Source organism: Alcanivorax nanhaiticus (genome assembly GCF_000756665.1).
In the GTDB taxonomy this organism is placed as follows: Bacteria; Pseudomonadota; Gammaproteobacteria; order Pseudomonadales; family Alcanivoracaceae; genus Alcanivorax; species Alcanivorax nanhaiticus.
In genome coordinates this window covers 1-12,662 of sequence record NZ_ARXV01000012.1, presented here as the reverse complement: position 1 = coordinate 12,662, position 12,662 = coordinate 1, and the positions used below count along the sequence as shown (strand labels likewise).

Sequence of the window (12,662 nt, the reverse complement as noted above, 5' to 3'; positions counted from 1 at the left end):
GGTAGTGGCAGGGCCTGATTGGCGTCACACCCTCACGGACGCACAAAAAGATAGTGCGCAACGAACCACTCTTCACCCTCACCATAGTTAAACAGTTCCGCGCATGCCATGAAAAACATGCGCCAACGCTGCAACCAGCGCTTGCCTTCCCCCTTCCCGTAAAGTTCCTCCAGTAACGGAACCAGTTCATGCTGATGGGTGTCTGCCAAGGCCAGCCAGGCTTCCAGGGTACGACCATAGTGTGTGCCATTCACGGCCCAGCGTTGCTCCTCCTGTAGCGTCTCTGCACATTCGGGCAACCAGTTCCATGAAGGCATCATCCCGCCGGAGAAGAAGTTGCGGGCCATCCAGTCGCTCTCGCCCTGGTCTTCAAACAAATAGGTTAATTCGCGGTGGCAAAAGACATGGACAAACAGCTTTCCTCCGGGCGCCAACCAATCGTGGATGCGTCCCATCAACGCCCTGTGGTTACGCATGTGTTCAAACATTTCCACAGAGACAACACGGTCAAACTGCTGATCCGGGGTAAAGGTGGCCGCGTCTGTGGTGATCACGTTCAGGTTGCTTAAACCCCGCTCACTGGCACGAGCAAGAATGAACTCCCGTTGCGAAGCAGAGTTGGAAATGGCCGTAATCCGGCTTTCAGGATATTGGGCCGCCATCCACAAGGTCAGCGAACCCCAGCCACAGCCCATTTCCAGAATATTCTGCCCGTTGGCCAGCTGTGCCCGATCACATGTCATTGCCAACATGGCCGCCTCAGCCTCAGCCAGGGTACTGTTGTGATCTGGCCAATAACCACTCGAATATTTCAGGTGCGGCCCCAGGACTTTTTCATAAAAGCGGGCATCAACCTCATAATGTTGCTCATTGGCAGCATCCTGATCCACTGCCACCGGCGCCTCCCGCAAGGCCTCACTCAGCGCCTGAGACTTGCGTTCTTGCTCCTGCTGCAAGCGGCGGCCGAGCAAGCGGCGAATGCCAAAGCGCACAAGGGGATCGGGTAACCATCCGGACTCAGCCATCTGAATGATCATGGTGAGGGTCTCCTGGGGAAAAATGCACTGGTTGTGCGTTGATAATCCCGGTAATCATCACCCCGGGTCTTGATGGCTTGTCGCTCTGTATAAGGAATACCAGTGACAAACCAGAGGAACAGGAACATGGCCAACGGCAGCAACCACAGCCAACCACCGAAGCTGGCTCCCATCGCGATCAGTGGATAACTGATCCAGTGCAGCCACTCGAAAAAGTAGTTGGGATGGCGAGAGTAGTACCAGAGGCCTTGACGGCAGGTCTTCCCCTTGTTGGCAGGGTCGGACTTGAAGCGATTGAGTTGGCGATCAGCCAGACCTTCCCCGGCGATGGCCAACAGCCCCAGCAGCGTACCGAACGATACGGCTAACAGGCTCCATTCATCCTGTTCTCCAATCACCTTGAAGGTCAGCGCAAACAGCCAGGCCAGGAGCGCCTGACCCCAGAAGAACAGCAAGAAAACCGGTTGAGTCTTCCCCCCCAGTGCTTCACGCATGGCCGCGTAGCGACCATCTTCATGAGTCTCCCGGCGAACCCGAAGGTAAATGTGTCCGCCAAGCCGCACCGACCAGCACAGTAGCAACAGCATAGCCAGCACCCGGGGAACCAGATGGCCGTCCCCTCCCACCAGGAACATAAGCCCGGTCGCCCCGGTACCCCAGGACCAGAAGACATCCACCCACCCCGCATTCCCGGTCTGCCTTTGTCGCCACCACATAACCGTGGCCACCAGGATTAGTGCGATCAGGTAAAACCAGACACTAGGCATTGCCATCAACTCCGTGCTCGGGTTGCTCTGATGACTTTACAAGAACACGACTTAACGCCGCAAAAAAAGGCACCACTAGCGCCCAAATTGCGCCATAGGCCAACAGCAACTGCATTTTCCCCAGTGGCGCCTCTGCTGCACCCAGATGAATTCCAGCTAATACAGAGAAGGCTCCGCCAAACCCGCCCAAGGCTGCGGCCAACAAAAACCGGGTTTGCAGCCAGGAAAGGCAGTAACAAAAACTGACAGCGAAACCGCCCCATAAAGCCCAGATCCAGCCAGGAGCAAACCATTGTGCTGACCAGTCCACATACCTGATCATGCCTGTTGCCAGCCATACCGGCTCAAGCAAACCGCATGCAAGAAACCCAGCCAGCACCATTCTCAGATCGCGCAATGCCTCACCACCGGCAAAGGCCGTGAGCACCAACATGACAGCGAGGACTCCCCAGGCAAGATTCGGCAGACCGTGAGCGGCACCCAGCACGGCAGCAGGCCAAAGCAATTGGAAGCCCAGAAAATTAATCAACAAGGAAGGTGTTGGCCATGTCATGTACCTATGCTGCGCGAGTGCTCGTCAAGGGGTTGTGAACTCATCTTCACAGGCGTCTCACCATTTCTCACCGATCCTTCAACCATGGACATCTACCGACTCATCACATTGGCAGCTGTATCAGCATGGCTGTGGGGTTGCAGCAGCACGCCTGCGGGACCTTACGGCTACACCGCGACGTACCTGGACGCGCGAGCACACTGCGACACTGCAAGCCCCGCCAATCAGGAGAACATCGAACGTTTCATCGAATTTTATGATCAGCTGGAGCGCGTTCAGACGACGCAGGCAATTGACCAGATCTATGCCGAGGAACTGTATTTCAATGACACCTTGATCACACTGACAAGCCGAGACTCGCTTCAAGAACATTTTTTAAAAACAGCCAATCAGCTCGACACAATATCGGTCTCGCTGTTGGACGTACTGCATAGCTCACCCCTTGCCGGAAAGCCCGACGCCCTATCAAGTCAGGCCGTGTATTTACTGTGGGAAATGGAAGCCCGATTTTCCGTACTCGGCAAGCAGCGCCTCTCGCACACCCTTGGCATCAGTCAGCTTTGCTTCAACGCCGCAGGACAGGTGATTTTCCATCAGGATTTCTGGGACAGCAGCCAGGGACTGGATCAGCACTTACCACTACTGGGACCTCCGACACGATGGTTACGACAGCACCCCGATCAACAATGAAGCACTACTCCCGGATCGCCTTCGCGCTATTGGCAGGGAGCCTTTCGACGTCGCTGCATGCGGATGGTGACTGGCAGCCTTGCAATAAAGCCGATGTCAAAGCATTGAAGGTCTTTACTGTTGGAGAAGCCGCGCTCTATCGGAAAAACTGCGATGTTGAAAATCTGCTAAGCCCCCCATTAAAACTTTCCTTCCGCTACTTTCGGGAAGTTCCTGGGGATGCGTTCGGCAAGGCAGCCATGCATTTTCTTGAGAAGAACCTCAGGCCAGAAGAATTCGCTCGGTTAAAACCCGATCTTGCTGACTTCAACTCTCATTATCAGGATGTGGACGATGGTGACCAGTATCTGCTGACTTACAGCAACGACGGACTCACCCTGACCCTCAACGGAAAGCCGCTGGCTTACCGGCAAGGCAGGGATTTTGCCAGCGCCTACCTGACGATCTGGTTTGGCCCCCGCCCCTATTCTGACGACATGAAAGAAACCCTGTTGGGAAGCCGCTAGGCGCCTCAACGCAGCTTCCCTGACCGTGCTATTGCGCCCCGGCGAGGGAGACCGGATACTGAACCAATAATAAACACAGTCAGTTTCGGGGAAATACAGCATGGCAACGCTGTTTCATGTGATTGCAACCGCCTCTCGTCATATCAGCCAACCGGACCGCAGTTCAGCCCTGAAAGGCTCAGCTGCCTTTCTGTCAGCGGCTACACTGGTATCCGTTGTACTGACTGGCATCGCTGTACTGATCGTCGGCGAGCGAGACTGGCTTTCTGCCCTGATACTGGCCATCGCCCTGCCCCTGATCCTGCTTGCCCCACTGCTCTACCTGTTTGCCACCCGACTGATTGCGCTGGACCGCCACAATCGGGAATTGCAGCAGGCCGCACGGGAGGACCATCTGACTGGCGTCTTCAATCGGCCTCACCTGCTTGGCATGCTGGAGCGTGAACTGGCATTGAGCCAACGCCATAACTACAACGTCTCGGTGCTATTGATCGAAATCGGTGACTTTAGTCAGTTGCTGGATACCCATGGCCGCCATGTAGGCGAACGAGCCCTGCAACTGTTCGCGGATTGCATTGCGGAGAAGATTCGCGAAAGTGACTTGTTTGGCCGTTTTGACGGTGCCCAGTTCCTCTTGGTACTGCCACATACCAGCTTTGAAGATGCCACCCGAATGGGAGAAGGGTTGCGAGCTCTGGCCGCCAACCTCAAGCTGGACGGTCGTATCCAGGACGATGGTAGCCGCGCTTTAGTTCGTGTCAGCGCCAAAATGGGGGCTGCCAGCACAGAGAACAGCGGCCGAAATTTGAACTCCCTGCTGAATGAAGCTGACTATTCATTGTACCAGAATCGCAACGAGCGTCGTGACAAGCACGCAGAACCCGAACCGCCCTCCTCTCTCTAAATCCGAACCCCAGCCTCAACATTCTCCCCGGTATGTCCACCACCAAGGGCTTGCCGGACAACCCCGCATCGTCAAACGTAATACCTAATCATTAAAATAAAATAATGCTTTATTGTTATTTTTCTTTGTTTGCTGACATAAAAACGACAAATAGTTTCTCCCTTTGTAAATTTTTTTATTAATCTTTCGACGTAGGATTTACATGGAAGAGCGGCTGGCCAACACTGGCGAAGTGTTTGTTCTGCCTATTGATAAAAAAGGAAGGAGTCTATGAACGCTAAACGTTTTTTGGCAGCGAGTATTGCTTGCGCGTCTGTTACTGCCACCTCAGCAGTAATGGCAGAGGGTATGCCCGAGCGTTATTTCTACTTTGGTGGCCACATCAGTGAAAACTGGTTGGATGTGGGTGACCATTACCAGGAAAGCACCAGCGAAAGCGAAGTGACTCTGCCCGGTGCCCAGTTGGGTTACCGGTTTAACCGTAACTGGTCCGTTCAGGGCTGGTGGGAACGCAACAACTCCAACACCGATCTGTTCGGCGATGTGGATCTGAATATTGCCCATGCCGCACTGCGTAAGCACTTCTACGGTAGCGCAGGCTTCGAACCCTACGTGGGTATTGGTGCCGGTGAATTCCGTGCGGAGCCGGACAGCGACAGCAGCAACGACTACCAGGAGACCATTGGTACCCTGGAAGCCGGTTTCCAGACCCTGCTGCATCCCCACTTCATTCTTGATGTGGGTGCCCGTCCCTACTACGCCTTCGACAGCGAACGCTGGGATGCAGAAATCTATGCTGGCCTGAACTTCCTGATCGGCGCTTCCTCGTCTTCCGACGATGAAGAGCAGGAAGAACAACCGGCACCGGTCGACAACATTGTTTCTGACAGCGACGGCGATGGCGTTCCGGACGAGCAGGATCAGTGCTCCGGTACTCCGGCAGGTGCGCAGGTTGATGCCACCGGTTGTGAGCTGGATGATGACGGTGACGGCGTTGCCAACAGCAAGGATCAGTGTGCCGATACTCCAGCAGGCGCTCTGGTAGATGAAAGCGGCTGTCAGCAGTACCTGGACAAAGACGTGAAAGAAACCCTTTACGTTGAGTTCGAGCATGGCAAGGCTGAAGTGACCAAGGCTTCCTATCCGAAACTGGGCAACCTGGCAGATCAGATGCGCAAGTATCCTTCTGCTAACCTGGTACTGGAAGGCCACACCGACAGCACTGGTTCCGCAGCCTTCAACAAGAAGCTGTCCAAGGAACGTGCCGATGCAGTAATGCGTGTACTGGTTGACGAGTACGATATCGCAGCAGAGCGTGTTACCACTGAAGGCTACGGCGAAGACAAGCCGATTGCCGACAATGGCACCGCTGAAGGTCGTGCGCAGAACCGCCGTGTTGAAGCGGTGATGAAAGCCACCACCCAGGAAGCCCAGTTCCAGTAAGGAGCACTTCCTGAACAAAAAAAGGGCCGACATTGTCGGCTCTTTTTTTATGCCGCTCCGCGACCGCAGGGCGATCAGGCCCTTGCAGAACACGAGTCGGGGACACTGTTCAAGCTGATGCATTTCCATGTCAGGATCCGAATCGCCAGGCAAGCCTGGGGCGTCAGTCGAGACGCTGGAATCCTTACCTCGCATAGGCTCGGATCGCGTGCAAGCACGTTATTCGCTCCGCTCACCCCTTCGGGGCCGCACTCCGTGCGTTACTCCGCTGCGCTACGTTCCTACAGCTGCTGCGTAGAAAAGCAGAGGATTTGGGGGAACCTTTTGGTTTTTTCATATCCAATCGAGCGTAGCTCGTAGCTCGTAGCTCGTAGCTCGTAGCTCGTAGCTCGTAGCTCGTAGCTCGTAGCTCGTAGCTCGTAGCTCGTAGCTCGTAGCTCGTAGCTCGTAGCTCGTAGCTCGTAGCTCGTAGCTCGTAGCTCGTAGCTCGTAGCTCGTAGCTCGTAGCTCGTAGCTCGTAGCTCGTAGCTCGTAGCTCGTAGCTCGTAGCTCGTAGCTCGTAGCTCGTAGCTCGTAGCTCGTAGCTCGTAGCTCGTAGCTCGTAGCTCGTAGCTCGTAGCTCGTAGCTCGTAGCTCGTAGCTCGTAGCTCGTAGCTCGTAGCTCGTAGCTCACCGCCCTCGCCGACTAGCAAAGAACCCCTTAAGCATTGCTGCACTCTCCTCCGCCAGCAATCCACCCTCAACCCTCATCTTATGGTTGTAGAAAGCCGCGTCCGGCAACTGCAGCTGACTGACACAGACACCCGCACGGGGCTCGCTGGCCGCATAAACCAACCGGCTCACGCGCGCATGCACCAACGCTCCGAAACACATAGTGCACGGCTCAAGTGTCACATACAGGGTGCTGCCGGGCAGGCGATAATTCTGTTCATGGTGAGCAGCATGCCGCAGCGCCATGATTTCCGCATGGCTGGTGGGGTCGTGGGCCACAATGGGCTGGTTATAGCCCTCGCCCAATAACGTATCGTCACGCACCAGTACCGCACCAACCGGCACTTCGCCGGCCTCCGCGGCCTGTTCTGCCAAGGCCAATGCCCGGCGCATCCAGTCTTCATCGTTCACAGCAAGAGCTCCTTCGCAGTGCAGATGGTAGCACCTGCCCGGCATTTCGTTACAATCGGCATATCACCAGATATGGGAAACATCATGACCACCATTGGCACACCCAACACCGACACCGCAACCCGAGTTATGCTGCTCGGCTCAGGCGAACTGGGACGCGAGGTCGCCATCGAACTGATCCGCTACGGATGTGAGGTCATTGCTGTAGATCGCTACCCCAACGCACCGGCCATGCAAGTTGCCCAGCGTAGTCACGTGATCAACATGCTCGACGGTGGCGCGCTGCGCAGCTTGGTGGAGAAGGAAAAGCCAGCGTTGATCGTCCCGGAAATCGAAGCCATTGCCACCACGGAGCTGGTCAAGCTGGAAAGTGAAGGCTTTACGGTTGTGCCAACGGCAAGAGCCACCAATTTGACCATGAACCGCGAAGGTATTCGCCGCCTTGCAGCAGAAGAACTCTCTCTGCCTACCTCGCCCTACCGCTTTGCCGAAACACTTGAAGATTACCAGCAGGCCGTCGCCGAAATCGGTCTGCCCTGCGTAGTGAAACCGGTCATGAGCTCCTCAGGCAAAGGCCAGAGCACCATCAAAAGCGAAGGCGATATCCAGAAAGCCTGGGACTATGCCCAGTCCGGCGGCCGTGCGGGCCAAGGTCGTGTCATTGTAGAAGGCTTTGTAGACTTTGATTATGAAATCACTCTGTTGACCGTGCGCCATCGCGACGGCACCACCTATTGCGATCCCATCGGCCATCGTCAGGCCAACGGGGACTATCAGGAATCATGGCAGCCTCAACCGATGTCGGACGCTGCGTTGACGGCCTCAAAAGAGGTTGCCGGTGCTATCACCGAAGCTCTCGGTGGCATGGGCATCTTCGGTGTCGAGCTGTTTATCAAGGGCGACCAGGTGTACTTCAGCGAAGTCTCACCACGGCCCCACGACACCGGTCTGGTTACTCTGCTGTCGCAGAACCTGTCCGAGTTCGCACTGCATGCCCGTGCCATTCTGGGCTTGCCCATCCCTCTGGTTGAACAACGAGGTCCAGCGGCCTCATCAGTACTTCTGATTCAAGGTGATTCAGAGCAAATGCAATATTCTGGGCTGGACCAGGCTCTGGCCGTCGCCAATACAGAGGTAAGGCTGTTCGGCAAACCCGAGGTTCATGGCAGCCGTCGACTTGGCGTTGCTCTGGCATTGGGCGACGACATCGCCAATGCCCGGGACAAAGCTAACGCAGCCATCGCCGCTCTCAACGTTAAACTTTAAGGAACACCGTCATGCAAAATCAGGACACGCATAGCAAGGTTATCGGTTACCTGCTCTGGATTTTTGGTTTCATGGGCGCTCACCGTTTTTACTATGGGAAGCAGATCACCGGCACCATCTGGTTCTTTACGCTCGGCCTTTTCTTTATCGGCTGGATCATCGACCTGTTTCTGATACCCGGCATGGATGAGGCTGCCGATGCCAAATACGAAGCGGGTAGCATCGACTACAATGTGGCGTGGATCCTGCTCACCTTTCTTGGCATCTTTGGTATCCACCGCTTCTACATGGGCAAGGTCATCACCGGGATCATCTACCTGCTGACCGTAGGCCTGTTCGGGCTCGGCATTCTCTACGATTTCCTCACCCTCAACGGTCAGATCGCTGAAAAGAACCGCCTGCCGGGCTGAATCTGACCCGCTCTGCCAGAAAAATATTTACCACAGAGGGCACAGAGATCACTGAGAAATGAAGATTTTAATCTCTGTGAACTCTGTGCTCTCCGTGGTGAGAATGCTTTTGATCCTGGCCCTGAACCGCGCTACGCGCGATGCTCCACCGGGCAAGCCCAAGTATCAGAAGATTCGCTCTAATCTGTTAAAATTTTTTCTCGTAGCTCGTAGCTCATGGCTCGCAGCTTCAATTTTTCACCGCGTACTTGCCGGCCCCGAGGAAAAAGATTGCCACGGAGGTAAACAGGAAAAAGCCCTGCAACTCCAGCGCCCAGCCTCCCGACTTGGACAGCGCAAAGATATCGCCCATGTGCACCAGCACGATGGCGACCAGCATGTTCCCTGCCATCAACACGGCACCTACCCGTGTGTGCAAACCGATAATAACCATTAGCGGCGCGACCAGCTCACCAATAAATACACCGTAGGCCAGAAATCCTGGCAGGTTGTGCGAAGCCAACTCATTGGCGATCCACCCCACCCCTGAGTACAGCTTGCCAATACCGTGCAACAGCATCAGGATGCCGGCGGTGAGGCGCAAGATCAGCTTGGCAAGATCAGGATTGTTCAAAATATCATCTCCCCGTTTAGTAAACTCAGCCCAACTGCCTCATACGTTATCACTGCCATCTTCATCAAACATCAAAAAAACTGATATTAATAGAATAATTTGACGCATTTATCACAATCAGTTGAATGTATCTAATAGACCTCAAGACAAAACTCACCCCGTATTGACCGTGCCCCGGAGGGAACCACAATGAAAAACCTGATCAAGACACTGACCTAAACCCAGTCCGGCTGGGCCCCGCTCGCACTCCGCCTGCCCGTCGGCATCATCTTCATGGCCCATGGTGCCCAGAAGCTGTTTGGCTGGTTTGGCGGCTATGGTCTGGAGGGCACCGGACAATGGATGGCATCCATTGGTATTGAACCTGGCTACCTCATGGCACTGCTGGCGGGCAGCGGTGAATTTTTGGGCGGCCTGGCGCTATTGATCGGTTTGCTCACTCGGCCCGCCGCCCTGGTGACTGCCTTCACCATGATCGTAGCGATTCTCACGGTACATATCGGCAACGGTCTGTTCATGAGCAACAATGGCTATGAGTTCGGACTCGCCCTGTTAGCAGCCAGTGTCTCCTTGCTAATCAGCGGCGGCGGGAACCTCAGCGCCGACAAATCCGTCCACCAAGCCATCCATTGATCCACTCCGGCGGGCCTATCAGGCCCGCCACTGTTTAACAGCCCGTCGAAAACTTGGAGGGAGCTCAGCAGGGGCCATTTTGGTAGTGTTAACAGGCACCAGGCTTATGCAGTCATTCCCCGAGAGCACTCCATGATTCGTTATTGGCAAACCCCGAAGGCAGGCAATCGTTCCCGACTTACCCTGAAAGAATGTGAATCCCCGCCGTTACCGGAGCATCAGGTTCGGGTAAGGGTGGATGCAGTCGGGCTGAACTTCGCAGACATCTTCGCACTCACCGGCCTTTATTCTGCAACCCCGGGAGGCGCGTTTATCCCCGGGCTGGAGTTTGCCGGTGAGATTCTTGAGATCGGTGCACAATGCCAGCGCTTTACGGTAGGTCAGCGCGTGATGGGCGTTACCCGTTTTGGCGGCTACAGCTCCCAAATCGACATTGATCCTGATTATCTCATTCCCTTGCCAGACCAGTGGAGTATGGCCCAGGGTGCGGCTTATCCCGTGCAAACGCTGACCGCATGGTACGCACTCACCCGGCTGGGTGCCGTTCAAGCAAACCATCAGGTGCTGGTTCACAGCGCCGCCGGCGGTGTGGGTCTGCAATCAATGAAACTGTGCCAGGCTCTTGGGGCCACTCCGGTCGGCACAGTGAGCAGCGAAAGTAAGGCCTCGTGGCTTAAACAACAGGGTTTCGATCAAGTGCTGGTGAGAGACAGACACTTTGCGCGACAGCTGACAAAACGTGGCCAACAATTCGATCTTGTACTCGACGCTATCGGTGGCGAGGTACAGAAAGCCAGTTTCAACGCGCTGAACCCCATGGGCCGGCTGGTGGTGTTCGGCGCCGCCGAATTTACCCCTAGCGGCCAACGCCCTGATTACTTGCGCGCCTTGTGGCGCTACCTGAAACGTCCCCGCTACGACGTGATGGATATGATCAGCAGCAACCGTTCCGTGCTGGCTTTCAATTTGATCTGGTTGTGGGAACAAAAATCCGAAATGCAAAGCTTGCTTAAAGAGCTCGCCGACGTGCCTATTCCGGCGCCCCACGTGGGTCATCGCTTTGCGTTTGAACAGGCACACGACGCGCTGTCTCTGCTGCAATCCGGGCAGACCATCGGCAAGGTCGTGCTGACACTGCGGTAATACCAGTCACGACCATGACCAGGCCCTAGCGGATCGCGGCAAGCAAATCCGTCAGAGCCTGTGAGTCAGGTCGAACCGCACGGGCAATCTCTTCCCCATCACGCATGATAATGAGAGTTGGCCAGAGCTTGACGCGAAAACTGCGTCCAAGTCTGCGCCCCGGGCCATCCTCCACCTTCATATGTACCCCTTCCTGGACACCCTCCAGCGCTTGCTCAATCTCCGGCTGGGCGGCAATACAATAACCACACCAGTTAGCCCCGAATTCCACCACGGTAATTCCTTCAAGGGCATTCAACTCCTCCCGACTGAGCGATTCCGGCTCATACACACGCTGATACTGCATTGCGGCCCCTCACAGATTAACGGTTACACGCTACACTTCGACTCATCTATTCGTTTTACGCAGGATACCAGCAATGAGCCAGGCCACCGTACTCACCGAACGTAAAGACGGCATTCTGATTGTGACCCTGAATCGTCCCGAGGTACGCAACGCCGTAGATCGCCCCACAGCAGATGCCCTGCGGCAAGTCTTCGAACAGTTTGATCAGGATGACACCCTCAGCGTTGCGATTTTGCAGGGATCAGGTGGTAACTTTTGTGCCGGGGCGGATCTGGGTGCCATATCCGATCCGCAACGCCGTAACCAGATAGATGAACAAGGTAGCGGCCCTGGGCCCATGGGCCCCACCCGGCTGATCCTGAGCAAACCCGTGATTGCAGCGGTATCCGGTTACGCCGTGGCGGGGGGGCTGGAACTGGCGCTGTGGTGCGACCTTCGGGTGGCAGAAGAGAAGGCCGTCTTTGGGGTGTTCTGTCGTCGCTGGGGCGTCCCCCTCATTGATGGTGGCACCGTGCGACTGCCTCGGCTGATTGGTCAAAGCCGAGCCATGGATATGATCCTCACGGGCAGAGCGGTGGATGCCCAGGAAGCCTTGTCATTCGGTCTGACCAATCGTGTTACGGAGGCAGGAGGGGCGCTGGGCGCTGCGATGGATCTGGCACAACAGATCGCAGCCTTTCCACAGCGCTGCTTGCGTGCCGACCGGACATCTGCTCTCAAGCAATGGCAGCAATCCGAACCGGATGCACTCCGGCAGGAAGGTGTCGGGGGTTATCCGGTGGTCTTCGAGGAGGCTCTGGCCGGGGCAGCCCGGTTCAAGTCAGGAAAAGGGCGGCATGGCGAGTTTGAATAATCAGACTTGCTCAGGAAACAGGCTTGCCTGAGAGGCAAGCCTGTGCACACAAGGACTACGGCTTATCCAGCTCTATCTCAGTGGCATAATGAATGCCATTGATGAACGTGAAGTCCACTTCCACACGCAGTCCAGCTTCCAAATCCGCAAACTGCGTCAACCCATCGTCGTAATCGGTATTGTCTGTCGTCTTGAAAGTAATGCCCTGCAGCACAAAAGTCTGCGCATTGGTATCCAAAGATTCGATGCTGCCTTCCATATCATCCGCCAGCACCTGGCCACTGAATAACAGCAAGGTTCCAGCAGAGAGCAAACCGGGTACACGTTTCATGGTGTTCTCCTTTCACAGCCGTTTAGGGCCTGTTCACACTACCAA

16 protein-coding genes are annotated in these 12,662 nt (G+C 55.5%); 9 read left to right on the top strand and 7 right to left on the bottom strand.

Annotated features, from left to right (window positions below; all coding sequences use genetic code 11):
* Positions 1 to 32 precede the first annotated feature (32 nt).
* From Y5S_RS13705 to Y5S_RS13695, 3 genes are read right to left on the bottom strand one after another with little or no spacing between them, the layout of a single operon-like run.
* Complete coding sequence (locus tag Y5S_RS13705; protein ID WP_035233743.1) at positions 33 to 1,037, bottom strand: SAM-dependent methyltransferase; 1,005 nt, start codon at positions 1,035 to 1,037, stop codon at positions 33 to 35.
* The gene (locus Y5S_RS13700) at positions 1,034 to 1,804 is read right to left on the bottom strand and encodes a DUF1295 domain-containing protein (RefSeq protein ID WP_035233742.1); all 771 of its coding nucleotides are present in this window, start codon (positions 1,802 to 1,804) and stop codon (positions 1,034 to 1,036) included. The genes Y5S_RS13705 and Y5S_RS13700 overlap by 4 nt, the downstream gene beginning before the upstream one ends.
* A complete protein-coding gene (locus Y5S_RS13695) occupies positions 1,797 to 2,357 on the bottom strand; it encodes a DUF2878 domain-containing protein (protein ID WP_035233741.1) in 561 nt (186 codons plus the stop codon). The genes Y5S_RS13700 and Y5S_RS13695 overlap by 8 nt, the downstream gene beginning before the upstream one ends.
* A gap of 84 nt (positions 2,358 to 2,441) precedes the next feature.
* Here Y5S_RS13695 and Y5S_RS13690 point away from each other — a divergent pair, with 84 nt between their 5' ends.
* From Y5S_RS13690 to Y5S_RS13675, 4 genes are all read left to right on the top strand, one after another.
* Complete coding sequence (locus Y5S_RS13690) at positions 2,442 to 3,047, top strand: hypothetical protein (RefSeq protein WP_035233740.1); 606 nt, start codon at positions 2,442 to 2,444, stop codon at positions 3,045 to 3,047.
* Complete coding sequence (locus Y5S_RS13685) at positions 3,044 to 3,553, top strand: chalcone isomerase family protein (RefSeq protein ID WP_035233739.1); 510 nt, start codon at positions 3,044 to 3,046, stop codon at positions 3,551 to 3,553. The genes Y5S_RS13690 and Y5S_RS13685 overlap by 4 nt, the downstream gene beginning before the upstream one ends.
* Before the next feature lie 100 nt (positions 3,554 to 3,653).
* A complete protein-coding gene (locus tag Y5S_RS13680; RefSeq protein WP_035233738.1) occupies positions 3,654 to 4,457 on the top strand; it encodes a GGDEF domain-containing protein in 804 nt (267 codons plus the stop codon).
* 270 nt (positions 4,458 to 4,727) lie between these two features.
* Positions 4,728 to 5,900 carry an OmpA family protein gene (locus tag Y5S_RS13675; protein ID WP_035233737.1) on the top strand — a complete coding sequence of 391 codons (1,173 nt, stop codon included), beginning with the start codon at positions 4,728 to 4,730 and terminating at the stop codon, positions 5,898 to 5,900.
* Positions 5,901 to 6,569: 669 nt separating this feature from the next.
* Here the strand turns inward: Y5S_RS13675 and tadA are convergent.
* On the bottom strand, positions 6,570 to 7,022 hold the full coding sequence (tadA, locus tag Y5S_RS13670) for a tRNA adenosine(34) deaminase TadA (RefSeq protein ID WP_035233736.1): 453 nt from the start codon (positions 7,020 to 7,022) through the stop codon (positions 6,570 to 6,572).
* A gap of 84 nt (positions 7,023 to 7,106) precedes the next feature.
* Here tadA and purT point away from each other — a divergent pair, with 84 nt between their 5' ends.
* On the top strand, positions 7,107 to 8,288 hold the full coding sequence (gene purT, locus Y5S_RS13665; protein WP_035233735.1) for a formate-dependent phosphoribosylglycinamide formyltransferase: 1,182 nt from the start codon (positions 7,107 to 7,109) through the stop codon (positions 8,286 to 8,288).
* Positions 8,289 to 8,299: 11 nt separating this feature from the next.
* Positions 8,300 to 8,698 carry an NINE protein gene (locus tag Y5S_RS13660; RefSeq protein WP_035233734.1) on the top strand — a complete coding sequence of 133 codons (399 nt, stop codon included), beginning with the start codon at positions 8,300 to 8,302 and terminating at the stop codon, positions 8,696 to 8,698.
* Positions 8,699 to 8,927: 229 nt separating this feature from the next.
* On the opposite strand, the gene Y5S_RS13655 is transcribed toward Y5S_RS13660, so the two are convergent.
* Positions 8,928 to 9,311: a DoxX family protein gene (locus tag Y5S_RS13655; RefSeq protein ID WP_197055153.1), complete on the bottom strand. Its 384-nt coding sequence runs from the start codon at positions 9,309 to 9,311 to the stop codon at positions 8,928 to 8,930.
* A gap of 273 nt (positions 9,312 to 9,584) precedes the next feature.
* Here Y5S_RS13655 and Y5S_RS13650 point away from each other — a divergent pair, with 273 nt between their 5' ends.
* The gene (locus tag Y5S_RS13650) at positions 9,585 to 9,944 is read left to right on the top strand and encodes a DoxX family protein (RefSeq protein ID WP_156107779.1); all 360 of its coding nucleotides are present in this window, start codon (positions 9,585 to 9,587) and stop codon (positions 9,942 to 9,944) included.
* Between the two features lie 132 nt (positions 9,945 to 10,076).
* Positions 10,077 to 11,087, top strand: coding sequence for a synaptic vesicle VAT-1 family membrane protein (locus Y5S_RS13645; protein WP_035233732.1), 1,011 nt, complete (start codon positions 10,077 to 10,079; stop codon positions 11,085 to 11,087).
* Positions 11,088 to 11,112: 25 nt separating this feature from the next.
* Here the strand turns inward: Y5S_RS13645 and Y5S_RS13640 are convergent, their stop codons facing one another.
* Complete coding sequence (locus Y5S_RS13640) at positions 11,113 to 11,433, bottom strand: thioredoxin family protein (RefSeq protein WP_035233731.1); 321 nt, start codon at positions 11,431 to 11,433, stop codon at positions 11,113 to 11,115.
* Between the two features lie 73 nt (positions 11,434 to 11,506).
* Here Y5S_RS13640 and Y5S_RS13635 point away from each other — a divergent pair, with 73 nt between their 5' ends.
* Positions 11,507 to 12,286, top strand: coding sequence for a crotonase/enoyl-CoA hydratase family protein (locus tag Y5S_RS13635; protein ID WP_035233730.1), 780 nt, complete (start codon positions 11,507 to 11,509; stop codon positions 12,284 to 12,286).
* 55 nt (positions 12,287 to 12,341) lie between these two features.
* Here the strand turns inward: Y5S_RS13635 and Y5S_RS13630 are convergent, their stop codons facing one another.
* Positions 12,342 to 12,617 carry a DUF5666 domain-containing protein gene (locus Y5S_RS13630; RefSeq protein WP_035233729.1) on the bottom strand — a complete coding sequence of 92 codons (276 nt, stop codon included), beginning with the start codon at positions 12,615 to 12,617 and terminating at the stop codon, positions 12,342 to 12,344.
* Positions 12,618 to 12,662 lie beyond the last annotated feature (45 nt).

Bases quoted from the DNA above. Each gene is read 5' to 3' on its own strand.
- Y5S_RS13685 (WP_035233739.1), top strand. From the start codon at position 3,044: ATGAAGCACTACTCCCGGATCGCCTTCGCGCTATTGGCAGGGAGCCTT.
- Y5S_RS13645 (WP_035233732.1), top strand. From the start codon at position 10,077: ATGATTCGTTATTGGCAAACCCCGAAGGCAGGCAATCGTTCCCGACTT.
- Y5S_RS13630 (WP_035233729.1), bottom strand. From the start codon at position 12,617: ATGAAACGTGTACCCGGTTTGCTCTCTGCTGGAACCTTGCTGTTATTC.
- Y5S_RS13635 (WP_035233730.1), top strand. From the start codon at position 11,507: ATGAGCCAGGCCACCGTACTCACCGAACGTAAAGACGGCATTCTGATT.
- Y5S_RS13660 (WP_035233734.1), top strand. From the start codon at position 8,300: ATGCAAAATCAGGACACGCATAGCAAGGTTATCGGTTACCTGCTCTGG.
- Y5S_RS13690 (WP_035233740.1), top strand. From the start codon at position 2,442: ATGGACATCTACCGACTCATCACATTGGCAGCTGTATCAGCATGGCTG.
- Y5S_RS13640 (WP_035233731.1), bottom strand. From the start codon at position 11,433: ATGCAGTATCAGCGTGTGTATGAGCCGGAATCGCTCAGTCGGGAGGAG.
- Y5S_RS13700 (WP_035233742.1), bottom strand. From the start codon at position 1,804: ATGCCTAGTGTCTGGTTTTACCTGATCGCACTAATCCTGGTGGCCACG.
- Y5S_RS13650 (WP_156107779.1), top strand. From the start codon at position 9,585: ATGGCCCATGGTGCCCAGAAGCTGTTTGGCTGGTTTGGCGGCTATGGT.
- Y5S_RS13705 (WP_035233743.1), bottom strand. From the start codon at position 1,037: ATGATCATTCAGATGGCTGAGTCCGGATGGTTACCCGATCCCCTTGTG.
- purT (WP_035233735.1), top strand. From the start codon at position 7,107: ATGACCACCATTGGCACACCCAACACCGACACCGCAACCCGAGTTATG.
- Y5S_RS13675 (WP_035233737.1), top strand. From the start codon at position 4,728: ATGAACGCTAAACGTTTTTTGGCAGCGAGTATTGCTTGCGCGTCTGTT.
- Y5S_RS13680 (WP_035233738.1), top strand. From the start codon at position 3,654: ATGGCAACGCTGTTTCATGTGATTGCAACCGCCTCTCGTCATATCAGC.
- Y5S_RS13695 (WP_035233741.1), bottom strand. From the start codon at position 2,357: ATGACATGGCCAACACCTTCCTTGTTGATTAATTTTCTGGGCTTCCAA.